General features: G+C 66.9%; 21 protein-coding genes, 1 tRNA gene and 1 other RNA gene. 12 read left to right on the top strand and 11 right to left on the bottom strand.

The features are described 5' to 3' along the window. The first annotated feature begins 39 nt into the window (after nucleotides 1-39). The 6 genes from ACFQ50_RS20740 (at nucleotide 40) to ACFQ50_RS20715 (ending at nucleotide 3,348) form a co-directional block, all read left to right on the top strand. Nucleotides 40-444, top strand: a complete 405-nt coding sequence (locus ACFQ50_RS20740) for an MmcQ/YjbR family DNA-binding protein (RefSeq protein WP_377997505.1) — start codon at nucleotides 40-42, stop codon at nucleotides 442-444. Continuing rightward, nucleotides 437-985 carry a DUF1990 family protein gene (locus ACFQ50_RS20735; protein ID WP_377997504.1) on the top strand — a complete coding sequence of 183 codons (549 nt, stop codon included), beginning with the start codon at nucleotides 437-439 and terminating at the stop codon, nucleotides 983-985. Before ACFQ50_RS20740 ends, ACFQ50_RS20735 begins: the two co-directional genes overlap by 8 nt. A 13-nt stretch (nucleotides 986-998) precedes the next feature. Continuing rightward, the gene (locus ACFQ50_RS20730; protein ID WP_377997503.1) at nucleotides 999-1,649 is read left to right on the top strand and encodes a hypothetical protein; all 651 of its coding nucleotides are present in this window, start codon (nucleotides 999-1,001) and stop codon (nucleotides 1,647-1,649) included. Between the two features lie 4 nt (nucleotides 1,650-1,653). Continuing rightward, nucleotides 1,654-1,971 (top strand): putative quinol monooxygenase, encoded by a 318-nt coding sequence (locus ACFQ50_RS20725; protein ID WP_377997502.1) that lies wholly within the window; start codon nucleotides 1,654-1,656, stop codon nucleotides 1,969-1,971. A 23-nt stretch (nucleotides 1,972-1,994) separates the two neighbouring features. Beyond that, the gene (locus ACFQ50_RS20720; RefSeq protein WP_111904856.1) at nucleotides 1,995-2,288 is read left to right on the top strand and encodes a DUF503 domain-containing protein; all 294 of its coding nucleotides are present in this window, start codon (nucleotides 1,995-1,997) and stop codon (nucleotides 2,286-2,288) included. Nucleotides 2,289-2,406: 118 nt separating this feature from the next. Continuing rightward, nucleotides 2,407-3,348: a hypothetical protein gene (locus ACFQ50_RS20715; RefSeq protein WP_377997501.1), complete on the top strand. Its 942-nt coding sequence runs from the start codon at nucleotides 2,407-2,409 to the stop codon at nucleotides 3,346-3,348. 75 nt (nucleotides 3,349-3,423) lie between these two features. On the opposite strand, the gene purL is transcribed toward ACFQ50_RS20715, so the two are convergent. From purL to purS, 3 genes are read right to left on the bottom strand one after another with little or no spacing between them, the layout of a single operon-like run. Continuing rightward, nucleotides 3,424-5,751 carry a phosphoribosylformylglycinamidine synthase subunit PurL gene (purL, locus tag ACFQ50_RS20710; protein ID WP_377997500.1) on the bottom strand — a complete coding sequence of 776 codons (2,328 nt, stop codon included), beginning with the start codon at nucleotides 5,749-5,751 and terminating at the stop codon, nucleotides 3,424-3,426. Next, nucleotides 5,748-6,533: a phosphoribosylformylglycinamidine synthase subunit PurQ gene (gene purQ, locus ACFQ50_RS20705; RefSeq protein ID WP_377997499.1), complete on the bottom strand. Its 786-nt coding sequence runs from the start codon at nucleotides 6,531-6,533 to the stop codon at nucleotides 5,748-5,750. Before purQ ends, purL begins: the two co-directional genes overlap by 4 nt. 1 nt (nucleotide 6,534) lies before the next feature. Continuing rightward, nucleotides 6,535-6,786 (bottom strand): phosphoribosylformylglycinamidine synthase subunit PurS, encoded by a 252-nt coding sequence (purS, locus tag ACFQ50_RS20700; protein ID WP_214852382.1) that lies wholly within the window; start codon nucleotides 6,784-6,786, stop codon nucleotides 6,535-6,537. A 256-nt stretch (nucleotides 6,787-7,042) separates the two neighbouring features. Between purS and ACFQ50_RS20695 the strand changes: the two genes are divergently transcribed. Beyond that, nucleotides 7,043-7,264: a hypothetical protein gene (locus ACFQ50_RS20695; RefSeq protein WP_377997498.1), complete on the top strand. Its 222-nt coding sequence runs from the start codon at nucleotides 7,043-7,045 to the stop codon at nucleotides 7,262-7,264. Between the two features lie 371 nt (nucleotides 7,265-7,635). Next, nucleotides 7,636-10,716 (top strand): S8 family serine peptidase, encoded by a 3,081-nt coding sequence (locus ACFQ50_RS20690; RefSeq protein WP_377997514.1) that lies wholly within the window; start codon nucleotides 7,636-7,638, stop codon nucleotides 10,714-10,716. 206 nt (nucleotides 10,717-10,922) lie between these two features. On the opposite strand, the gene ACFQ50_RS20685 is transcribed toward ACFQ50_RS20690, so the two are convergent. Genes ACFQ50_RS20685 through ACFQ50_RS20675 form a run of 3 tightly spaced genes read right to left on the bottom strand, consistent with a single transcriptional unit; the run spans nucleotide 10,923 to nucleotide 12,908 of the window. Beyond that, nucleotides 10,923-11,327 carry a serine protease inhibitor gene (locus tag ACFQ50_RS20685; protein WP_377997497.1) on the bottom strand — a complete coding sequence of 135 codons (405 nt, stop codon included), beginning with the start codon at nucleotides 11,325-11,327 and terminating at the stop codon, nucleotides 10,923-10,925. Continuing rightward, a complete protein-coding gene (locus tag ACFQ50_RS20680; protein WP_377997496.1) occupies nucleotides 11,324-12,328 on the bottom strand; it encodes a 3-methyladenine DNA glycosylase in 1,005 nt (334 codons plus the stop codon). Before ACFQ50_RS20680 ends, ACFQ50_RS20685 begins: the two co-directional genes overlap by 4 nt. Then, the gene (locus tag ACFQ50_RS20675; RefSeq protein ID WP_377997495.1) at nucleotides 12,285-12,908 is read right to left on the bottom strand and encodes an SSI family serine proteinase inhibitor; all 624 of its coding nucleotides are present in this window, start codon (nucleotides 12,906-12,908) and stop codon (nucleotides 12,285-12,287) included. The genes ACFQ50_RS20680 and ACFQ50_RS20675 overlap by 44 nt, the downstream gene beginning before the upstream one ends. 241 nt (nucleotides 12,909-13,149) lie before the next feature. Between ACFQ50_RS20675 and ACFQ50_RS20670 the strand changes: the two genes are divergently transcribed. The 3 genes from ACFQ50_RS20670 (at nucleotide 13,150) to ACFQ50_RS20660 (ending at nucleotide 16,367) form a co-directional block, all read left to right on the top strand. Further along, nucleotides 13,150-15,594, top strand: a complete 2,445-nt coding sequence (locus ACFQ50_RS20670) for a S8 family peptidase (protein ID WP_377997494.1) — start codon at nucleotides 13,150-13,152, stop codon at nucleotides 15,592-15,594. A 203-nt stretch (nucleotides 15,595-15,797) separates the two neighbouring features. Next, nucleotides 15,798-15,992, top strand: coding sequence for a hypothetical protein (locus tag ACFQ50_RS20665; RefSeq protein ID WP_377997513.1), 195 nt, complete (start codon nucleotides 15,798-15,800; stop codon nucleotides 15,990-15,992). A gap of 189 nt (nucleotides 15,993-16,181) precedes the next feature. Continuing rightward, nucleotides 16,182-16,367, top strand: coding sequence for a hypothetical protein (locus ACFQ50_RS20660; RefSeq protein ID WP_377997493.1), 186 nt, complete (start codon nucleotides 16,182-16,184; stop codon nucleotides 16,365-16,367). A gap of 63 nt (nucleotides 16,368-16,430) precedes the next feature. Here the strand turns inward: ACFQ50_RS20660 and ACFQ50_RS20655 are convergent, their stop codons facing one another. The 5 genes from ACFQ50_RS20655 to ACFQ50_RS20635 all read right to left on the bottom strand — a co-directional run bounded on the left by ACFQ50_RS20655 (nucleotide 16,431) and on the right by ACFQ50_RS20635 (nucleotide 22,739). Continuing rightward, nucleotides 16,431-17,789: an aspartate kinase gene (locus ACFQ50_RS20655; RefSeq protein ID WP_377997492.1), complete on the bottom strand. Its 1,359-nt coding sequence runs from the start codon at nucleotides 17,787-17,789 to the stop codon at nucleotides 16,431-16,433. Between the two features lie 123 nt (nucleotides 17,790-17,912). After that, nucleotides 17,913-18,512, bottom strand: coding sequence for a recombination mediator RecR (recR, locus tag ACFQ50_RS20650; protein WP_111902426.1), 600 nt, complete (start codon nucleotides 18,510-18,512; stop codon nucleotides 17,913-17,915). A 128-nt stretch (nucleotides 18,513-18,640) separates the two neighbouring features. Continuing rightward, complete coding sequence (locus ACFQ50_RS20645) at nucleotides 18,641-22,213, bottom strand: DNA polymerase III subunit gamma and tau (protein ID WP_377997491.1); 3,573 nt, start codon at nucleotides 22,211-22,213, stop codon at nucleotides 18,641-18,643. 32 nt (nucleotides 22,214-22,245) lie between these two features. Further along, nucleotides 22,246-22,342, bottom strand: an RNA gene (ffs, locus tag ACFQ50_RS20640) — signal recognition particle sRNA small type. Between the two features lie 73 nt (nucleotides 22,343-22,415). After that, nucleotides 22,416-22,739: a hypothetical protein gene (locus ACFQ50_RS20635; protein ID WP_377997490.1), complete on the bottom strand. Its 324-nt coding sequence runs from the start codon at nucleotides 22,737-22,739 to the stop codon at nucleotides 22,416-22,418. Between the two features lie 76 nt (nucleotides 22,740-22,815). Between ACFQ50_RS20635 and ACFQ50_RS20630 the strand changes: the two genes are divergently transcribed. Next, nucleotides 22,816-22,903, top strand: a tRNA-Ser gene (locus ACFQ50_RS20630). Nucleotides 22,904-22,998: the final 95 nt, after the last annotated feature.

Raw genomic sequence — 22,998 nt, 5'->3', positions numbered from 1 at the left:
AGACTAGCACCGCCCGGAAAGGGTTTGTAGGCTCGCTGCATGGATCCCGCCGAACTGAGAAAAATCTGCCTGTCGTTTCCGGGCGCCTTCGAGGATTTCCCGTTCGGTCCCGAAACGTCGGTATTCAAGGTCAGGGCGGCCGTGTCCGGCGGGGCACGGCAGGAGGCCAAGATGTTCGCCGCATCCGCCATGGATCCTGACGACTGGTCGGTGAGCCTCAAGTGTGAGCCTGCCCTGGCCGAACAGCTGCGGGCAGTGCATCCGGAGATCACCGGGGCGTGGCACATGAACAAGACGCACTGGAACGGTGTACGGCTGGACGGGGCATTGCCCGACGACATGGTCCGGGACATGGTGGAGGACTCCTACGACCTCGTGGTTGCCTCGCTGAGCCGGAAACAGCGGGAGCAGCTGGGCTGGGCCAGGCAGGTCGGCAATGACTGAAAAGCGACTGGCGCAGGGCGCCCTCAACTATGCGGAGATCGGTGCCACCGAGCACGGCGCGTCACCGGCTGGCTACCGCCGCGTCGCGTCCCGCACCTATCTGGGCAAGGGCGCGGACGTCTACCGCCGGGTGGCGGAAGGGATCCTGGCCTGGGAACTGCAGCGGCGGTCCGGCCTGCGGGTCCGGACCGAGTCCGGCGTCGCTGTTCCCGGCGCTCGCGTGGTGAGCGGATTCGGCGTCGGACCCTTCCGCCTTAACGTGCCCTGCGAGGTGGTGTGGGTGCACCCGCCCGTGCCGGGCGGCGGACCGCAGTCCGCCGGATTCGGCTACGGCTCGCTGCCGGGCCATCCGGTTCGAGGTGAGGAGTCCTTCGAGGCGGAGATCGACGCCCAGGGCCGGGTCTACGTCAGCATCACGGCGTTCAGCCGGCCGTCCAACTGGTTCTACGCGGCGGGCGGCGCGCTGGCCCGCCGTGCGCAGCGCCTCATGACTTCCCGATACATTGAAGGTGCACGCCAACTCGCCGCAGGTGAAAGCTGATCAGGAGAGGTACATGCTGGACCAAAAGAGCCTTGACCTATTGTGGAACTTCGAGGATCCCAAGCTGTCCGAGCAGCGCTTCCGGGATGCGCTGGCCGACCCCCGCTACGACGCCGACGAACGGGCCGAACTCTCCACGCAGCTGGGGCGGGCCATCGGGCTCCAGGGCCGCTTCGAAGAGGCTGACGTGCTGCTCGACGCGATAGACGGGGACGAACCGACGGTAGGTGTCCGGATCCTGCTGGAGCGCGGGCGGGTCCTGAACTCGAGCGGGCACGCGGCCATGGCGGTGCCCTTGTTTGAGCAGGCGGCCGAGCTCGGCGACCACCTTGGCGAGGAGTTCCTTGCGGTGGACGCGCTGCACATGCTGGCCATCGCCGACTCCGCCCACGCGGAGCTCTGGACCCGCAGCGCCCTGGAGTACGCCTCCACGGTCCACGACGAGCGCACCAAGCGCTGGATGGTGGCGCTGCACAACAACCTGGGCTGGACGCTGCACGGCGCGGGGCGGCTCACCGAGGCGCTCGTGGAGTTCCAGCTGGCCGAGCAGTGGGCCGAACGCGTCGGAACCCCGGCCCAGCAGAAGTACGCCCGCGAGGCCATTGAGGAGTGCGAGCAGGCGCTGGCCGCCGGGCCGCATCTACAAACCCAACGAAAGGCATAACCCCGTGATATTCATCGTCGTCAAGTTCAAGGTCAAGCCAGACTGGTCCGACAAGTGGCTCGGGCTCGTGGCCGACTTCACCGAGGCCACCCGCCAGGAGCCGGGCAACCTGTGGTTCGACTGGTCCCGCAGCGTGGACGACCCCAATGAGTTTGTCCTGGTGGAGGCGTTCAAGGACGATGCCGCCGGTGACCACGTCAGCAGCGCCCACTTCAAGAAGGCCATGGCGGACATGCCACAGGCTCTCGCCGAGACCCCGCGCATCATCAGCCGGCAGCTCGACGGCGAAGGCTGGGACGCGATGGGCGAACTCACCATCTGAGCGCCGTCGCTAGCATTAACGGCATGTGGATCGGCTGGATCGAGTTCGACATCCTCCTCGGCGACGTGCACAGCCTCAAGGAGAAGCGGTCCGTGGTGCGGCCGCTGCTGGCCGAGGTCAAGCGGCGCTACGACGTTTCCGTGGCCGAGGTGGGGGACCACGACCAGTACCGCCGCACGAGGATCGGCGCCGGACTGGTCGCCGCGGACCGCGCGCACCTCGTGGAGGTGCTCACCGCCGTCGAGCGCTTTGTGGCCTACCGCCCCGAACTGGAGCTGCTGAGTGCCCGGCAGCGGGAGATCCACAGCGAGGACTAATCTCATCGACTGCTCCGTAGCTGCCGTTTTGGCCGCTCAAAACGGCAGTTACGGAGCAACGGATGGAGGCTGTGGATAACTCCTGCAGGGCTGGAGTCCTTTCTGTTCTTATGTACCAATGAAGACCGCACGCCCATTACCGAACAGATTCCAGGACCGGCCGTTTACCGTTGGTGAGGCCGGCCGCGCGGGCATCACTTCGAAACGGCTCCGGCACCGCTCGCTCACCACGTTGGGCAGGGGAATCCGTGCCGAAAGCCCGACGGCGGAGCTCGCCTTGTGCGTCAGGGTGCGGCCCTTCATCGAGGTCAATGAGCGGTGCGCCGCATCGCACCTCACGGCGGCGGAGCTCCTCAACCTGCCGCGACGACGGCAGAAGGGGGCGTCCGACATGTTCGACATCATCAGACCCGAGGGGGCGGCCCATCTGAACCGGCCGCACGTCATCGTGCACCGGATGAAACTCTACGACGATGAAGTCACGGTTCTGGACGGCATCCCCGTCACCACACCGGAACGAACGTGGCTGGATCTCGCCGAAATGCTGAGCGTGGATGAGCTTGTTGTGGCGGGTGACAGCTGTGTGCGTGTCCCGCGTCCGGAGTTGGAGGGCCGGAACCAGCCGCTGTGTACGCTGGCGGACCTGCAGCGAATGATCGACCGGCATAAGGGAAAGCGGGGGCTGCGAAAGGCAAAAGAGGCCATCATGCTCATCCGGGTTGGGTCGGACTCACCGCAGGAGACCCTGCTTCGGATGGCGATTATCCGCGCGGGGCTTCCGGAGCCGGAGCTGAATGTGCCGATTCTTTCTGAAGACGGCAGGCGTCACCATGAGCCGGATCTGTCCTACAAGCAGTACCGCATCGGCGTCGAGTATGAGGGCGAACACCACGGTGACGGGTTGCAGATTGAGCGGGACATTGCGCGGTCGGAACGGTACTCAGCGCTGGGTTGGACGGAAGTCCGCATCTCCAAGCGCCACATGTTAAATGACGGCAAGTCGGCCGTAGCCAAGGTCCGCAGCGCACTGGTCCAGGCCGGCTGGCGGCCCGGCCGTTAACGATCGATTGCTCCGTAACTGCCGTTCTGACGGGTCAAAAGGGCAGTTACGGAGCAATCGATGGGGAGGGGGCTCCTAGCCGAAGTACTTCGGCAGCGTGGCCTCGTGGGCTTCGCGGAGCGCGTCCAGCGAGAGCGTGTCCACACCGTTGATCTCCAGCTGTCCGCTGGCTGCGTCCACCACGCCGATGCGCAGGTGCTCGAAGCCGCGGGCGGTGCACATGTCCTTGAAGCGGACCTCCTCGGAACGCGGAACGCTCACGACGGCGCGGCCCTGGGTCTCGGAGAACAGCGCGGTGAAGAGGTCCACGCCGTCGCGGTCCAGGACATCCTGCAGCGCGATCCGGGCACCCACGCCGTAGCGCAGCGAGGATTCCACGAGGGCTGCGGCAAGGCCGCCCTCGGAGAGGTCGTGGGCCGAGTCCACCATGCCGTCGCGGGACGCGTTGATCAGGATCTCGCCCAGTGCGCGTTCGGCCTCGAGGTCAACCTTGGGGGGCAGGCCGCCGAGGTGGCCGCGCAGGTTGGACCACTCCGAGCCGTCCAGTTCGGCGGCCGTGGTACCCAGCAGGTAGATGGCTGCGCCGTCTTCCCGCCAGCCCGACGGCGTGCGGCGGGCGACGTCGTCGAGCTTGCCCAGCACTGCCACCACGGGGGAGGGGTGGATCGGCGTGGTGCCGGTCTGGTTGTACAGCGAGACGTTGCCGCCGGTGACCGGGATGCCCAGCACCATGCAGGCGTCGGAGAGGCCGCGGATGGCCTCGGCCAGCTGCCACATGACGTCCGGGTCCTCGGGGGAACCGAAGTTCAGGCAGTCGCTGACGGCCATCGGCACAGCGCCGGACGTGGCCACGTTGCGGTAGGCCTCAGCCAGTGCCAGCTGGGCGCCGTGGTACGGGTCCAAGTAGGTGTAGCGTCCGTTGGCGTCGGTGGCCAGGGCCACGCCCAGGCCGGATTCCTCATCCACGCGCACCACGCCGGCGTCGTCCGGGAACGCCATGGCGGTGTTGCCGCCGACGTACCGGTCGTACTGGTTGGTGATCCAGGACTTGTCGCACATGTTCGGCGAGGCAACGAGCTCGGTGACGGCCGCGGCCAGTTCCGCCGGGGCGGAGGGGCGGCCGGCGTCCTGCACGGAACCGGTGAACTGATCGGCCTGGACGGCGTCCTGCCACTCCGGGCGGGCAAATGGGCGGTCGTAGACCGGACCGTCGTGCGCCACGGTGCGCGGGTCGACGTCGACAATGACTTCGCCTTCCCACGTGATGATCAGGCGGCCGCTGTCGGTCACCTCGCCCAGCCAGGCGTACTCCACGGCCCACTTGTCCATGACGGCTTCGAACGCCTCGACGTTCTCCGGCGTCACCACGGCCATCATGCGTTCCTGGGACTCGGACATCAGGATCTCACCCGGGGTCAGGGTGGGGTCGCGCAGCAGGACAGAGGTCAGTTCAACGTCCATGCCGCCGTCACCGTTGGAGGCGAGCTCGGACGTGGCGCAGGAGATGCCAGCGGCGCCGAGGTCCTGGATGCCCTCCACCAGCGAGCCCTTGAACAGTTCAAGGCAGCACTCGATGAGGACCTTCTCAGCGAACGGGTCGCCCACCTGGACAGCAGGCCGCTTGGACGGCTTGGTGTCGTCGAAGGACTCCGAGGCGAGCACGGAAGCGCCCCCGATGCCGTCGCCGCCGGTGCGCGCACCGAACAGCACCACCTTGTTGCCCTTGCCGGACGCGTTGGCGAGGCGGATGTCCTCGTGGCGCATTACGCCCACGGCGAGGGCATTGACCAGCGGGTTGCCCTGGTACACCGAGTCGAAGACCATTTCGCCGCCGATGTTCGGCAGGCCCAGGGAGTTGCCGTAGCCGCCGATACCCGCGACCGCGCCGTGCATGACGCGGGCGGTGTCCGGGTGGTCGATGGCGCCGAAACGCAGCGGATCCATCACGGCAACCGGGCGTGCGCCCATGGAGATGATGTCTCGGACGATCCCGCCGATGCCGGTGGCGGCACCCTGGTAGGGTTCCACGAACGACGGCGAGTTGTGGGACTCGATCTTGAAGGTCACGGCCCAGCCGTCGCCCAGGTTGGTGACGCCGGCGTTTTCGCCGATGCCCACCAGCATGTCCTTCTTCATCTCGTCGGTCACCTTCTCGCCGAACTGGCGCAGGTGGTTCTTCGAGGACTTGTAGGAGCAGTGCTCGCTCCACATCACGGAGTACATGGCGAGTTCCGCGCCGGTCGGGCGGCGGCCCAGAACCTTGACGATCTCGTCGAACTCATTGCGCTTCAGGCCCAGTTCCGCCCACGGCAGTTCGGTGTCCGGCGTCTTGGCCGCGTTCTCGACGGTGTCGATGTTGAACTTCTTGGCCTCGGTGATCGAGCTGGTCGAGATCCCGGTCATTTGTTCGCTCCCACAATCTTGTTCAGTACCGAGGTGAAGAAGCCCAGGCCGTCGGTGTCCGTCCCGCCGATGCCGTCCAGCGACTGGGGGCCGAAGCCCACTTCCACGGCGTGCTCCGGGTGGGGCATGAGGCCCACCACGTTGCCGGCGGTGTTGGAGATGCCGGCGATGTCGCGGCGGGAGCCGTTCGGGTTGAAGCCTACGTAGCGGAACACCACGCGGCCCTCCGCCTCGAGCGCGTCCAGGGTCTTCTCGTCGGCGATGTACTGGCCGTCCTGGTTCTTCAGCGGCACCGTGATCTCCTGGCCCGCCGTGTAGTCAAGCGTCCAGTCGGTGCTGTTGTTCTCCACCCGCAGCACCTGGTCGCGGCACATGAACTTCAGGTGGTCGTTCTTGATCATGGACCCGGGCAGCAGGTGCGACTCGGTCAGGATCTGGAAGCCGTTGCAGATGCCGAGCACGGGCAGCTTCGCATCGGAGTTGGCGGCGTCGATGATCCTGGACATCAGCGGCGCGAAGCGCGAGATGGCCCCGGCGCGCAGGTAGTCGCCATAGGAGAACCCGCCGGGGATCACGACGGCGTCCACGTCGCCCAGTTCCGTGTCCGCGTGCCAGAGCGCCACGGGTGTGGCGCCTGCCAGGCGGACCGCGCGGGCGGCGTCACGGTCATCGAGGGTGCCGGGGAACGTGACGACGCCGATCCGCGCGCCAGCGAGCCTGCGAGCACCAGGAGCGTCGGCGGCGACGGCGACTGCCTCGCCGATCAGGGGAAGTTCAGTCATTTCAGGCCTCGACGACCTCGACGTTGACGACGTCCTCGATCACGGGGTTGGACAGCAGGGTTTCGGCGGCCTCGCGGGCCTGGGCCAGGATGTCCTCGGTCACCTCGCCGTCAACGGTCAGTTCGAAACGCTTGCCCTGGCGTACAGAGCTAAAGCTGGTGAAGCCCAGGCGGGGGAGTGCTCCCACGATGGCCTTCCCCTGCGGGTCCAGAATCTCGGGCTTGGGCATGACGTCGACAACGATCCGGGGCATCCGGTAACTCCTGTGCATGTGCATTGGGTAAGGGCGCAGCGGAGTGGTGCCGTCTCACGCCATTCCTGAAGTTGCCTGGCCGGTTCAAATGGCTGGGCATTCAAATGGCATGGTGTGGACGGGCGCTCCGCGAGCTTGCATGCCTATTCTACCGGCCGCGGCGCACCACTTTCGTATTCGGGTCGGCGGACGCCGGAGCAAGGGAAGAACGACGCCGGCTCTGGCCCGCCGTGGGCAGCCTCAGTAGGATTGCGGAATGGCTGAGAAACCGAAATCCGTCCTGTTGCCGGTGCTGGCCGTCGCCGTGTTCGCCGGCCTCGGCAGGATGGTGATCCAGAAGATCAAGGCCGACCGTGCGGCCCGCCGGAACAGCGCAGGCCGGGCCGGTGTTGGGCGGGGCCAGGACCGGGTTGCCGGTCCCGTGGACGAGAAGACGCGCCAGTGGATCAGCGAGGTGGTCCGCACACCGCGGCAGTAGCTGCCCGGCCGTAGATCGGCGCTCTGGCTCCGCAAGCGGGCGCCAGAACAAGTTTTCACTCCTCAGGCGGGTGCCCTTTCCGGGCGCCAGCCTGCTTTTTGATGCCGCTGTCGAAGGCAATGACAAAAAAGTAAATTCTGGATTGTCGCCTATGTCATATACGGCTCTCAGTAGGTACTGTGGGGATCGGTCAACGATTGCTGGGATCGACAGGACCTGTCATCTTCACGTGTCGTTGCCGCCTGCGCCCGGCAATGTAGCCGGGGCTGTTCCTTTATGAAAGGTTCAAACCACTCGTGAAATCAGCAGGAAATAGCTTCTTCCGAAGCCGGGGGGCCCGGAAAGCAGCGGCACTGGTTGTCGGCTTGCCTTTGCTCCTTTCGTCAGTCGGCGCGCTGCCGGCAGCCGCGGCGCCGTCGCGGGTTGCGGCACCGGCCGCACAGCAAAAGAACGTCGACCCCAACAGCTACTCCGCCGGCCGCTACATCGTGGTCCTGACCGAGAAGCCCGCCGCCACCTACGAGGGCGGCACGCCGGGCCTGCAGGCCACGAAGCCGCGGTCCGGGGGCAAGCTCGACGCCGACCGGGCAGAGGTGCGCAAGTACCAGGCCCACCTTGAGGCGAAGCAGGCCGCGCTGGCCGAGAAGGAAAGCGTGCAGATCCGCCGCAAATACACGGCGGCACTCAACGGCTTCAGCGCCACGCTCACCGCCGACCAGGCCGTGAACCTGGCCAAGGACCCCGGGGTCCTCGCGGTGGCACCGGACACCCAGCAGGCCCCGGACTACTCCACCACGGACTTCCTCAAGCTCAGCGGCACCAAGGGCACGTGGAACACGCAGTTCGGCGGCAAAGCGGGCGCCGGCAAAGGCGTAGTGGTTGGCGTTATCGACTCCGGCTACACGCCGGGAAGCCAGTTCTTCGCCGGCCAGGATGTGGCGCCGCTCAAGGGCAATCCGCAGGTGGGTGTTCCCTACCGCACCGCCGGCGGCAACATCGCGATGCTGAAGGCCGACGGCAGCACCTTCGAGGGCGAGTGCCAGAAGGGTGAAAAGTTCAACGGAACAGCCTGCAACTCCAAGGTCCTGAGTGCCAGGTACTTCTCCGACGCCTTCGAGGATTCCGTGGCCAAGCCGGACCGGGCGCCGGAGGAACTGATCTCGCCCGTGGACGTGGGAAGCCACGGAACCCACACGGCCAGCACCGCGGCCGGCAACGCCGACGTCGAAACCTTCGTTGACGGCCGCAGCTTCGGCCTGACCGGCGGCATCGCACCGGCAGCCAAGCTTTCCATCTACAAGATCTGCTGGGAGGACAACGATCCCAGCACCGGCGGCTGCTACACGTCGTCCTCAGTGGACGCCATCAACCAGGCCGTACTCGACGGCGTGGACGTCCTGAACTACTCGATCTCGGGCACCACTTCGACCACCACGGACCCGGTGTCCATGGCGTTCCTGTCCGCCGCTTCGGCCGGCATCTTCGTGGCCACCTCCGCGGGCAACTCCGGTCCTGAGGCAAGCACGGTGAACCACGGCGAACCGTGGGTCACCACCGTTGCGGCCAGCAGCTTCTCCCAGGAGCTGCAGGGCACCGTGGAGTTCTCCGACGGCAGCAAGTACCGCGGCGCCAGCATCATGAACCGTGAAGTGGCCGGCGCGGGCGTTGTGCTTGCCGCCAACGCAGCTTCCGGACAGGCCGCCGACCCTGCACTGTGTGCCCCCGGCTCACTCGACCCCGCCAAGATTGCCGGCAAGGTGGTGGTCTGTGACCGCGGCGTCTACGACAGGGTGGCCAAGAGCGCCGAGGTTGCGCGGGGCGGCGGTGTTGGCATGATCCTCGTCAACCTGACCGCATCATCGCTGGACGCCGACAAGCATTCCGTCCCCACCGTGCACGTGAACCCGCCCGCCACGGGGGCCATCAAAGCCAAAGTGACGGCGAACCCGGCCATCACGGTTTCCCTGGTCAACAAGGACACCACGGGACTCCCCGCCGAGGCACAGCCACAGATCGCCGGCTTCTCCTCGCGCGGACCGCTCCTCGCCACCGACTCCGACCTGCTGAAGCCCGACGTCGCCGCACCCGGCGTGGCTGTCCTGGCCGGCGTCTCGCCGATCGGGTCCGGCGGCGACCAGTTCGGTTTCATGTCCGGCACATCCATGGCATCACCCCACGTGGCCGGCTTCGGTGCCCTCATCCTGGGCAAGAACCCCACCTGGTCCCCGGCCGCCGTGAAGTCCGCCATGATGACCACCGCCAGTGACGTCAAGCTCGCAGACGGCAGCAGGAACACGGACGTCCTCGCCACCGGCGCAGGGCAGGTCGATCCCGCCCGCGTCCTGGACCCGGGCCTCGTGTACGACGCCAGCACCGACGATTACCTGCGGTTCATCCAGGGCACCGGCATGGACCTGGGCATCGCAGGCCTCGGCAGCACCCGGCCCCGTGACATGAACGTCCCGTCCTTCTCACTCGGAAACCTGGCCGGCAGGATCGAGGTCACCCGCACGGTGACAGCGCTGACGCCGGGCGTCTACAGCGCCAAGGCCAGCGTGCCCGGAGTGAAAGTGACGGTGACGCCGTCGGTCCTGTCCTTCAATGCGGCCGGCGAGAAGCGCACGTTCAAGGTGGCGTTTGAAAACCAAAGCGCCAAGCTGGGCGCGTTCGCCGCGGGTTCGCTCACGTGGCGGGGTGCCAACAAGACGGTGACCTCACCGATCGCCGTCCGGCCGCAGTCGGTGGTGGCTCCCAAGAACATTGCGTTCACCTCCCAGGGGGCCAACGGTTCCGGGAACATCGGCATCGTCTCGGGCACGAACTCGCCGACGAACGTGACGCTCGACGGCCTGTCGAAAGCGGACTCCTCCGCCATCGAACTCGTGCCCGGTCCCTTCCGGTACGAGGCGGATGCGTCGAACTTCGTTAAGACGGTGGAAGTTCCGGCGGGCGTGCCCCTGGCCAAGCTGTCCGTGATTTCCGCGGATGAGAGCGCCGACTTCGACATGGTGGTGGTCACCCCGGACGGCCAGGGAATTGTCGTCGCCACGTCGTCGGCGAGCGAGTCCGTCTCGATTCCGAACCCCGCTGCGGGCACCTACCGGATGTTCGTGAATCTCTACGACAGTCCCAACCAACAGGCAACCAAGGCCTCCGTGGACGCTGCGGTCCTGGGGGCAAATGAGGGCAACGCCACCGTGACTCCTGACCCAGTCCGCCTTGCGAACGGGCTCAGCGGGAAGCTCGCCCTCACCTGGAAGAACCTGGCTCCCGGCTCCTACATCGGACGGATCACCTTCGACGGGGCCAGTTCCCCGACGTTCGTGAGCGTTGTGGTGGCAGCGGGCGGCGCCGTCGCGGTTGCACCGGCTTCGGAAGATCCGAAGAAAAAGAAGGAACAGGGGAAGGTCCAGAACGAGGACCTGACGCGGTCACCGGATAACTCCATCTAGGAAGGTCCCGGAACCGGGCCCCCGAAAGGGCCCCACAGCGAAGGCCGGCGGGCGTGGCGCAACATGCCAGAGTCCCGCCGGCCTTCGCTGTGCGTTCGGTTGGAGTTTTCGTCCAGATAATGGGCGCTGAACGCCCCGCAAGTCGCGATATGTGGACAAAAACTCGTCTTGGACCGCGGCCAGGAACTTAAGGAGATTCGGGCAGCTCAGATGGCGCCCGTGGACCCCGCCACCCCGCCCAGGAGCGGGGACAGCGCCCGCCAGCGGCCAATTTCACACCCGTCCGTCAGGGAAAACCGGGAGTTGACCGTGCGGCCGTTGAAGGTGCCGGTGACCACTGCAACCTGGGGGCCGCCGTACTGCTGGGTGCACAGTTTGGGCGGGCCGGGTTCCGGGAAGAAGATCCGTTCGCCGAAGCGTTCGACGGCGGCAATCGCCGCCGGCGGATCCGGCAGCGTTGATTCCACCAGCCGGCCGGAACGGCTGACGAGGACAAAGACGTGTTCCGGACCGCCGGGCGAGTGGGTGAGGGCGACGGTCAGGTCGAGGTTCGGGGCCAGGTATGGGCCGGTGTCCGGGCCCCGGCCCGGCGATGCGGGTGTATCGCTCATCGTTCCGTCTCCGTTCCCAGGCTGTCGAAGAGCGGCGTGAGGGCTGCAAGCAGCCGGCTGCGCAGCTCCTGGGCTTCGGCCGAGAAGGCGCGTTGCTGCTCCACGTAGGCAGCCTTGCCTTCGGGCGTCTCGATCGGAATCGCGGGGTAGCCCCAGTCTGTGAGGTCATAGGGGGAGGCCTGCATGTCCATCGCCCGCACCCGCCACGACAGCTCAAAGCAGTCCATCACGAGTTCGCTCGGCAGGGCCGGCGAGAGTTTGTACGCCCACTTGTAGAGGTCCATGTTGGCGTGCAGGCAGCCCGGCTGCTCCATGGTCCGCTGGTTCTCCCGGCTGGGCGAAAGCTCGTTCAGGGGCACGGCGTCGGGTGTGTAGAACCGGAACGCATCGAAGTGCGAGCAGCGGATTCTGTTGTCCTCAACCACCTTGTCCGTGCCCGTACCACCCAGCCGGAGCTTGAGGTACTCGTGGCGCAGCTCGAATTTCTCCTGCCGGTAGACCATGGCCCATTCATGCAGGCCGAAGCAGCCGAACTGTGCCGGCCGGGCGGCCGTTCCGGCGAGAATGATCCGGGCAAACACGAGGGCGTCGCGCCGTTCGGCCAGGAAAGCCTCCCGGTCGAACGCCACCGCGGTGCTGCCGGCCGGCAGGCCCGCGGTGGCCAGCCGGGCGCCGTCGAGCGCTTTGTAGTACTTCCAGTCCTTGCGGGCGGCAGCCTCAGTTCCGGCGAGCACTGCGCCGTCCCCGGGATGCCAGCGCAGCAGCTGGCCGGGCTTTTGCGTGTAGTACGTGAAGAGGAAGTCCTCTACGGGGTGCTTCCTCCCCGCAGAGCGGCGGGCAAGGTAGGGATCGGCGTACCGGCGCACCCTGTGGACGTGGGCGGCTTCCCGTTCCCTCCAGCCGCCGGGGGAGAGGACCTGGACAGCGGGGATCGTCAATAGGGTGCCTGCCACAGTGCTAAAGCGCCCCGCCTGCAGCACCGAGGATGTCCTTCGCGGCATTCCAGGCACCGATCTGGCAGCCGTCCCGCAGGGCGAAGGAGGTCTCCACCGGGGTGCCGTTGACTTCGCCGGTCACGGTGGCCACCTGCGGTCCGCCGTACTGCTGTGTGCAGGAGATGCCCTTCGGCGGGGCGGCGGCGTTCACGATGGCGGCGTTGTTCTTCAGGGCCGTGCAGGCTGCGGCTGCGTTGGGGTGCTGGCTCTCTGCCATCGGCGCGCCGTCCTTGCAGACCAGCGTGTAGTTGACGGCCTTGCCGTCCTTCGACGCCTTGACCGTGATGGACAGTTCGGCATCGCCGGCGCCGGGTCCGGACGGCAGGGGAGAAGCGGAAGGGGGCGCGGGCGCCGGGACTGTCGTTTCGGCGTCGGGCGGTGTAATACCGGGCGACGGGGTACCGGGAGTGCCGGTGCTGGGGGTTTCGGTGCCGGGGGCTGCAGTCCCTGGCGACGAGGTCCCGGGGGAGCCGGTGGTGGTTCCCGGCGTGGCCGAAGGCTGGCCGGTTCCGTTGTTCGGGGTGCAGGCCGCGAGACCGCCCATCGCTGCGAGGGCGAGCAGCACAGAAATCAGTTGCTTGCGCATGCCGGGTCTCCTCAAGTTTTTCCCATTCTACCGTCGGGGCCCCCGGCGGTCCGGTACAGGCGGATAACGGTACCCGGCAATTGCTAACGGAAGGGTATCGATTCTTGGGGGCGTCCGCGGTATCTTTCTGACATCAACGGGTGCGCGGCATAACCATATAGTGATGACGCCCATGGGGGGCAGAGCGTCCAGTTCGTGGGACCGAAGGTCTACAGGTCCTGAACCAAGGAAGGCATCCCCCATGATCCCCCAGCAATCCACTACCCGCCCCGGACACAGCCGAAGGCTGCCGGCCGTATTCGCCGTAGCCCTTGCCATGGTCATCGGCCAGGGCCTCGCCGGACCAACGGCGGCGGCTCCGGCGCCGGCATCGGCGCAGCCGGCCGCTTTCCAGCCAACCGCCGCGCAGCCGGCGGCAACCCCGCTCGACGACGGCCACTACATCGTGATGCTCAAGGACAAACCGCTGGCCACCTACGCCGGCGGAGTCCCCGGCATGCCCGGGACGGCGGTGCCGAAGGGAAAGAAGCTGAACCCGTCGGGTCCCAACTCACGCAAATACGATGCCCACCTGAAGGCCAAGCAGCGGCAGGAGGCAGCGTCCAGGGGCGTGACCATCAGCAGGAGCTATACCCTGGCCCTCAACGGCTTCAGTGCGATCCTGTCCGCGGCTCAGGCGAAGGCGCTCGCGGGTGACGGCGACGTCCTGGCCGTGGTCCCGGACAGCATGCGCAAACCGGACTACTCAAGCACAGACTTCCTCGGACTGCCCGGCGGCGACGGCGTGTGGGACAAGCAGTTCGGTGGTCCGGATGAGGCTGGCAAGGGCATCGTCGTGGGCATGATTGACACCGGCTACACGCCGGATAACCCGTTCTTCGCGGGTGACCCGGTTGATCCGCTGTCCGGCACACCGAATGTTGGCGAGCCGTACCACCTTCAGGGCAACGTGATCGCGATGCGCAAGGCCAACGGCGGGACCTTCGTGGGTGACTGCGTGGCCGGTGACGGGTTCGACGGCACGGAATGCAACAGCAAGGTCATCGGTGCCCGGTTCTACGACAAGGCCTACAGGGCCGCGGTTCCCCCGCAATTCATTTCCCCGAATGAGAAGTTCTCGCCGCTGGACGTCAGCGGCCACGGATCACATACGGCCAGCACCGCAGCCGGAAACAACGATGTCACCCAGACGGCCGGCGGGCGCGACTTCGGCAAGAGCTCCGGCGTTGCGCCGGCGGCAAAGATCGCCGTCTACAAGGTTTGCTGGGAGGGCGCCATTCCGGAGGCCACCGGGTGCGTTGAATCAGACATTCTCAACGCCATCCAGGATGCCGTCCTCGACGGCGTGGACGTGCTGAACTTCTCCATCTCGGGAAACAACAACTCCACCACCGACGCCGTTTCCCTTGCTTTCCTTAACGCCGCGGCCGCAGGGATCTTCGTGGCTGCCTCCGCCGGCAACTCCGGCCCGACGGCCTCAACGGTCAACCATGCCGGCCCCTGGATCACCAGCGTGGCCGCCTCGACGTTCGACAACACGCTGCGCGGAACCGCGGAACTGTCGGACGGAAGCAAATTCGCCGGTGCAAGCGTCATGGGCAGCGAGGTGGACTCCAAGCCGATTGTGCTGGCTGTGGATGTGAAGGCGGCAGCCGCCCTGGCTACGGACGCGGCACTGTGTGCGCCGAACTCGCTGGACCCCGCCAAGGTTGCCGACAAGATCGTGGTCTGCGACCGCGGCGTGGTGGCACGCGTTGACAAGAGCGCCGAGGTCAAGCGCGCAGGCGGTGTGGGCATGGTCCTGGTCAACCTGACGCCGGGCTCGCTCGACGCCGACCTGCACAGCGTGCCCACTGTCCATGTGGGCGACCCGAAGATCAAGGACGTGGTGGCTGCAACGCCGGGCATGACGGCAAGCCTTAAGGCAACCGACACCACGGGGGCCGAACCCCCGCCCGTGCCGCAGATCGCCGAATTCTCCTCGCGCGGCCCGACCCTGGCCTCCGACGGAGACCTGCTCAAGCCGGACGTGGCAGCTCCCGGCGTGGCAGTGCTGGCTGCTGTTTCGCCCATAGGCTTCAACGGCGAGAGCTTTGGCTTCCTGTCCGGCACGTCCATGGCGTCGCCGCACATCGCCGGCTCGGGAGCCCTGCTGTTGGGCAAGAACCCGCAATGGTCCCCCGCAGCCGTGAAGTCCGCAATCATGACCACGGCCTACGACCTGGTTGATGCCAAGGGCGCCGACTCGCATGACGTCTTTGCCCAGGGCTCCGGCCAGGTTGATCCCGCCCGGTTCGACTCCCCGGGACTCGTGTACGACGCCGGCATCAGTGACTGGATGGGCTTCCTCCAGGGGCAGGGAATCGACCTTGGCGTCGCCCCCATCGCAGCCAAGGACGTCAACCTTCCGTCTGTGGCGCTGGGCGCCATGTCCGGCAGCCAGACCGTCACGCGGTCGGTCACGGCGGTGACGGCAGGAACGTACCGGGCGACGATTAAGGTTCCGGGCATCACCGCCACCGTCAGTCCGGCAGAAGTGACGCTGGCCGAGGGTGAAAGTGCCACGTTCACCATCACCTTCACTACCGCAGGGGCTGCGCTGAATGCGTACTCCACCGGGTCCCTGACGTGGACCTCAGGCGACAACACCGTCCGCTCACCGGTGGCGGTGCGCCCGGTGCCGTAGTGCACCTGATCCCAGGACGTACGACGCCGGGACTCACCGCTGGTTGTGAGTCCCGGCGTCGTGCTTTAACGCCAGGATGCCAGAACTGGGCAGCGCAGGTTGCGTGATCGTTAGTGCACTAATCGTTCGTGTATCCTTGATAGTGGCAGCAGTCCCGAAATGGAGTGGATACCGTGGCAAAAGAGAACGCCGCACAGCGGTTCATGCGGGCAACAGGCAGGCTCAGGGCGGTTTTTGGCCCCGCCCACAGGAGTTCGCTGGTGCACGACATGACCGAGGAGAACCGCAAACTTCTCGCGCAGCGCGAGGCCGAAACCCAGCAGTGGGAAACTATCCACCGCCCGGACGGCAGCACATACGTTGTGCCGCGCAACCCGGACGACAAGTCGCTGCGCTAGCAGGCGCTGAAGTGCCAGCCGTTAACCAGGCCGGTTGCTGAACCATGCCGGTTGCCGAACCATTCCGGCCGGGGTTCATTTCCGGGGTCCCGGCGTAAAATAAGGGCACTGGCAATCGAAGGGCAGACGCTCTGACGCCTTCAAGCAGGGAAGGGGGTGGGACTTGTGGCACATGTGCTCACTGGCTTCATGAACCTGACAGATAGGCTCCGGTTCGTATTCGGCCCTGCCGCCGTAGGCGATTCAGCTGCGCCGGTGGTTCACCTGCACGACACTTATGAGCATGCTTCCGAAGATGATTTGGCCCAGTTCGAAGTCGAGACTGACTCGGAAGGGCACCACTATGCTGTCCGCAAGGGCGATCTGGATAAGTGACAAGCGTCATCAAATGAAGAAGCCCGGTGCGCGAACGCACCGGGCTTCTGTCTTCGAGGCGCTTTAGCGGCCGGTGCCGCCGTAGACGGTGGCGACGGCTTCGCTGTCCAGGTCGAATGCCTTGTGGATGGCGCGGACGGCGTCATCGAGCAGGTCAGCATGGGTCACCACGGAAATGCGGATTTCCGACGTGGAGATCATGTTGATGTTGATGCCTGCGGCGGACAGGGCCTTGAAGAACGTGGCCGAAACCCCGGGGTGGGAGCGCATGCCGGCACCGATCAGCGACAGCTTGCCGATCTGCTCGTTGTACTCGATGCTTTCGAAACCGATCTCGGCCTGCGCAGCACGGAGGGCGGCAAGGGCGTCGGCGCCCTCGACGATGGGCAGGGTGAAGGAGATATCGGTCCTGCCGGTGCCGTGCGTGGAGACGTTCTGGACGATCATGTCGATGTTCGAGTGGGCGTCCGCAATGACCTGGAAGATCGCGGCCGCCTTGCCCGGGATGTCCGGAACACCCACAACGGTGACCTTTGCTTCCGAGCGGTCGTGTGCAACACCGGAGATGATTGGCTGCTCCAAGGCAACTCCCTCTTGAGTCGTGATCTTGTCATCGGCGCCGGGCAGGACCCAGGTGCCTTCGTTCTGGCTGAATGAGGAACGGACATGCAGCGGCACGCCGAACCGCCGGGCGTATTCGACGCACCGGAGGTGGAGGATCTTGGCCCCGGAGGCGGCCAGTTCCAGCATTTCCTCACTGGAGATGCGGTCGATTTTCTGGGCTGACGGAACGACGCGGGGGTCAGCGGTGTAGATGCCGTCGACGTCGGTGTAGATCTCGCAGACGTCGGCCTCGAGGGCTGCGGCAAGGGCCACCGCCGTCGTGTCCGAGCCGCCGCGGCCGAGCGTGGTGATCTCGTTGGTGGAGCGGCTCATGCCCTGGAAGCCGGCGACGATGGCAATGTGCCCCTTGTCCAGGGCGGTGCGGATGCGGTGCGGATCGACGTCGATGATCCGGGCCTTGCCGTGGATCCCGTCCGTGATCATGCCGGCCTGGGAACCCGTGAAGGACTGCGCGGACGCGCCGAACTTGTTGATGGCCATGGCCAGCAGGGCCATGGAGATGCGCTCACCGGCGGAGAGGAGCATGTCCATCTCGCGGGCCGGTGCCGAGTCGGTGACCTGGGCGGCAAGGTCAAGGAGTTCGTCGGTGGTGTCACCCATCGCGGAGACGACGACAACGACTTCGTTGCCGGCCTTCTGGGCGTCGACCACGCGCCTGGCCACACGCTTGATGCCTTCAGCGTCCGCCACCGAGGAGCCGCCGAACTTCTGCACAATAAGCTGCGCGGTGACAGCAGCATCTGCGGGCAGTTCCTGCGGCCGCGGTTCGGATTTCACATCGGTACTGGGCATACTCATGCGTGCACCCTCACTGGATCAAATTGGAGTTCTGGAGGCCAGGCGGCCTTGCGGCACGGCGGCATACTGGTTTGATCAGTTTATCGCCGCCGTCCGCCCGCTGTGGAATTATGACCCTTGCTGTCAGCTGAGGGCGTTCCGGCGGCCCTCGAACGCCCTGCCCAGGGTGACTTCGTCCGCGTACTCGAGGTCGCCGCCCACAGGCAGCCCGGAAGCGAGACGGGTGACCGCGATTCCTATGGACTGCAGCATGCGTGCCAGATAGGTGGCCGTGGCCTCGCCCTCAAGGTTCGGGTCGGTGGCGATGATGATCTCCTGGACGGCGCCGTCACTGAGCCGGTTGAGGAGTTCGCGGATCCGCAGCTGCTCCGGGCCGACGCCGGCAATCGGGTTAATCGCACCGCCGAGCACGTGGTAGCGGCCCCGGAATGATCGGGTGCGCTCCACAGCCAGTACATCCTTGGACTCCTCCACGACGCAGATGACCGAAGGGTCGCGTCTCGGGTCGCGGCAAATGTTGCACAGTTCCTGCTCGGTCACGTTGCCGCAGGCGGTGCAGAACTTGACCCGTTCCTTAACGGTGGTGATGGCCTCCACCAGGCGCTTCATGTCCTGGGGGTCTGCCTCCAGGATGTGGAACGCCAGCCGCTGCGCAGACTTCGGTCCCACACCGGGAAGGCGTCCGAGCTCGTCGATCAGCTCCTGAACTGCACCCTCGTACACTTTTTCCTCGATTGCTTGGTTGAAGTTGGCCGGTGCCACCAGGCGGGGCACCGGGACGTCGCGGGGCGGCCCGCCCGGCCCGGGTCCTCGCTTCGGGCGGGAGCCGCTTCACGGCCGGGTGCCGCCGCCTAATACCGGGGCGCCAGGGGGCTGCCGCCCAGCGACCGTTCTTCGATGAGCTTTCCGCCCAGAATACGCTCGACGGCGGCACGGCCAAAGACGCCCGATTCCTCGATGGTTTCGTCGTCGGCGCTGGGGATGTCCTGCACGTATGGCGCAGGTTCCTCCGTGCTCCGCACGGGCGCCTTGGCCCTGCCCGCCTCGGCCTCCGGGCTGTTGGAGAGCCTCTGGTAGAGGCTCAGCTTGCCCCTGGCGGGAGCCTCGGATGCTGGCTCCGGTGCAGCGGTGCGGGCAGCGGCAACCGCCGGCCCGGCTTGAGCTGCAGACCCTGGCTGAGCTTTGGGTCCCGCCTGAATCGCCGGTCCCGCCTGCATCGCTGGTCGTGCCTGCATCGCTGGTCCGGGGCCGGACGCGAACACGGGTACCCGGACCGGGGCGGCGTCGGTGGCAGCAGTCACGGCAGGCGCGCGGACACCCTGGGCCGGGGTGGGTGCACCGTACTCGTGGCCGGCAGTCGCCGGCGCGGACGCCATGGCGTAGGCAGGTTCGAACTCCGGGACATCGCGCCCGGCAATTTCCGGCGCACTCTCCGCAGGGGCGCTCACGGCAGGGTCCGGGGCGCGCTCGCCCCGGGCGCTTTCACCCGGCGCAGCGGAGGGCCGGCCTCCAGCGGCAGGACCGCCGTTGTTAGGCGGCTGCGCGGCGGCGGGTGGGTACACCGGTGCAGCGGAGCCGGTGGGCTGCTCGTCGCGGTCGTTGCCAGCCCCCGGGTATTTGCCCACGTTGCTCTCGGAACTGAGGGCCCACACACCAGGTGTCTGCTCCACAGCACGGGTCCATGGATCGGCCGAGGCGCCTGGAGCCGGCTGGCGGTCTGCCTGGACCGGGGCGGCACTTTCTGCATGGGTTTGCGCAGCGGACGGTGCGGACTCGACAGGCGGCTTCGGCGCTGGCGCCTTAATCTCCGGCCCCGCCGATGGTGCAGGGCTGCCCTGCCACTGGCGTGACGGCTCCCAGTCCATGGGAGGCTCTTCATCCAGCGGAGGGGCGTCCTCGTCCAGCGGAGGTCCCCAGTCGTCATCTGGATAGGAGTAGTCGCCGGATTCCTGCTGTTGCAGACCGTGTGCCGTCTTCTCCTGGGCGGAAACAGGCTGCGCGGCGGGTGCGGACAGTCCACGGCCCGACGCTCCGGCAGGGCTGCCGGTGCCGACAGATGCGGCCGGGGCAGCGGGCGCAGCCGTGCCGGATGCGCCCGGAGCGCTTCCGGCGCCGGCGGGGGCTGCTGCGTCCGGCAGGGACGGCGTGATCGTTGGCCCGGACCACTGCGGCACGGATACCGCTGGGGTGGCCGACGAAGACGGAGAAGCATTCCCCGGGGCGGGCACGGCAGCCGGCACTGGCGACGCCGGTGCGGCCGCTGCTGCCTCCGCGTGTACCGGGGCAGGCTCCTGCCGTCCGCGGCCATCCGCGTTGGGTGCCAAGCCCCAGTCGGCGTCGGTGGTGGTAGCCGGAATATCCCGGCTAGTAGGCGCTTTTGGGTTTGGTTCAGAGCTCGCTGAGCTGCCGGCGCCTGCCATCGCGGTGATCTGGCAGTCGATGCCGATCGTTTTGTGAATGGCCTGGCGCAGATTCTCGGAGTGGTCTGCCCTGCCGAAGGCGCCGGCCAGCCCGGAAGTGCTGAAGACGAGCGTCAGGACCTGGCCGTCGAACTGGCCCACCTGGGCGTTGGGCTCCACGAGTGCCCACGTGCTCCGCTTGATCTTTGCCAGGGTCTGCAGGACCTCGGGCCAGGCGCGGCGGAGTACCTCGACGTCGGCATGCGACCCGGCGGGAGCCGCACCGGCAGTGGCTGCGCCGGAAGAAGGCTGTGCGTGGGGCTGCGGGGCGGGGGCAGACGGGGCCGCCTGTGCCGCCGCCGGCTCCGGCCGCTGGCGCTGTTCGTGCTGGGTCTGTTGGCGCTGCGCCTGTTCAGGACCTGCGGCGGATGCCGGCGAATCGGCTGGCCGCTGGGCCGCCGGCCCGCGGTTCTCGCCGCCGTGTGAGTCCGGGGCTGGGCGGCGGTCAAGTGCGGCGGCGTCATCCATTGGCCAGTCACCAGTGGTGATTCGCGGTGCCGCCAGGGCTTCCCGTCCGGGCGCGTCCTCAGCGGCGGGTGCGGCCTGGATGCTGGGCGGTCCCTGTAGTTGCGGCGCGCCCTGAGCCGAGGCCGGCGCGGGAGCGGCCGAGGCAGCGGGAGTAACCGGAACGGCAGGCGGAACAGCCGCAGAAGCCGCTGCTTGAGCAACCGGAGCCACGGGAGCAACCGGAGCCGCCGGAGCCGCCGGAGCCGCTGCAGGCGCAGGGGCGGCGGCCGCCGGCGCCGCAGCGGCCGGCCCAACCGCAGCGGCGGCCGGAGCTCCGGCGTCGGACCCCGCATAGTTCAGGCGACGCTCCACGCGGTCGATCCGGGCAGCAATGCCGCGCTCGGTCTGCTCGGAGCTGGGCAGCAGGATACGGGCGCAGAGAAGTTCCAGGTGCAGCCGCGGCGACGTGGCACCCGTCATCTCCGTCAGTGCGGTGTTGGTGACGTCGGCCGCGCGCGACAGCTCGGCCGCGCCGAGATTGTGGGCCTGGCTCTGCATCCGGGCGATCTGGTCGGCCGGCATGCCGCGGAGGATGGCCTGGGCGCTTTCCGGCATGGCCTGGACGATGATGAGGTCCCGGAAGCGCTCCAGCAGGTCTTCCACGAAGCGGCGGGGATCGTGCCCGGTTTGAATGACGCGGTCCACGGCGCGGAAGACCGTGGCGGCATCGGAAGCGGCGATGGCTTCGACGACGTCGTCCAGCAGCGAGGCGTGGGTGTAACCGAGGAGTGCCACGGCAAGCTCGTAATCGAGGCCGTTGGGTCCGGCGCCCGCCATGAGCTGGTCCAGCACGGACAGCGAGTCCCGCACGGACCCCGCACCGGCCCGGATTACCAGCGACAGCACTCCGGGGGCCACCGGGACGTTTTCCTGGTGGCAGAGCTGCTCGAGGTACGCCATGAGCGGCTCCGGCGGCACCAGCCGGAACGGGTAGTGGTGCGTGCGCGAGCGGATGGTGCCGATGACCTTGTCCGGCTCGGTGGTGGCGAAGATGAACTTGATGTGTTCCGGCGGCTCTTCGACGATTTTCAGTAGCGCGTTGAAGCCCGCTGAGGTGACCATGTGGGCCTCGTCAATGATGAAGATCTTGTAGCGGTCCCGCACCGGGGCATAAGTGGCCCGTTCGCGGAGGTCGCGGGCGTCATCCACACCGCCGTGGCTGGCGGCGTCGATCTCGATGACGTCGAGGGAGCCGGCACCGCCGCGGGCAAGTTCGATGCAGCTGGGGCAGACACCGCACGGGGTGTCCGTGGGGCCTTTCGCGCAGTTGAGGCAGCGGGCCAGGATGCGGGCCGACGTGGTCTTGCCGCAGCCGCGCGGGCCGGAGAAAAGGTAGGCGTGGTTCACGCGGTTCTTGCGCAGCGCCGTCATCAGCGGCTCCGTGACATGTTCCTGCCCGATAACGTCCGCGAACGAGTCCGGGCGGTACCTGCGGTAAAGGGCAGTTGTAACAGTCACAGGGAAAACCTACCTATAGGGACTGACATTAAATAAGAGACCCCTCATGCACCCGCCAGAGCCCATCTACCCTTGCTACCTTCCGGTCCTGGGGGAGTTCAACAGGATGACGCCACATGAGGGGCCGTCAGATACTTTACCCGAACTTTGGGCGTGGCCCGAATCGGCTCCGGTGGGGCTGCCGCGGGCACCCGCCGTCGTCTTAGCGGTGCCCGTTCACGGGCCAGCTCATGAACGCCGGCTCCTCATAGGGGTGGGCCTGCCGCAATCCCAGGACGACGGCGTCGAGCACGTCCTCTTCCACGATGCACTCGATCCGGACCTCGGACACTTCCTCCGGGATGCCTGTGGTGCCGATGAAGGGACGGGCGCCTGGCAAGGGGGTGAAACGTCCCGTGCCAGGCGCGCTGAAAGAGCAGTGTGAATAGTCGCCCAGGCGGCCGGCGCCGGCGTTTCCGATGGCAGTGAGCACCGCCTCGGTGTGGGAATCGGGAACGTAGATCACGAGCGCGTGCAGCTGGGACATGGCACCATTTTCGGCCGATTGGGAGATGCCGGAAAGTTCAGGTATCCTAGTATCTGCTTTTGGTTCAAGAGCAGCTGGAGAATTCGCCTAGCGGCCTATGGCGCACGCCTGGAACGCGTGTTGGGTTAACGCCCTCGGGGGTTCAAATCCCCCATTCTCCGCCATGTGAAGTCTCGGGACATCGACTACAGATGTCCCGAGACATCGGCTACACCCCCGGTCTACGGACCGGGGGTGTTTTGTTTTTTCGGCTGGTAGC

The sequence above is a fragment of the Arthrobacter sp. NPDC056493 genome (genome assembly GCF_042795115.1).
Lineage (GTDB): Bacteria > Actinomycetota > Actinomycetes > Actinomycetales > Micrococcaceae > Arthrobacter.
Note: the sequence above shows the minus strand (reverse complement) of the source record. Positions and strands in the feature narration are given on the sequence as shown.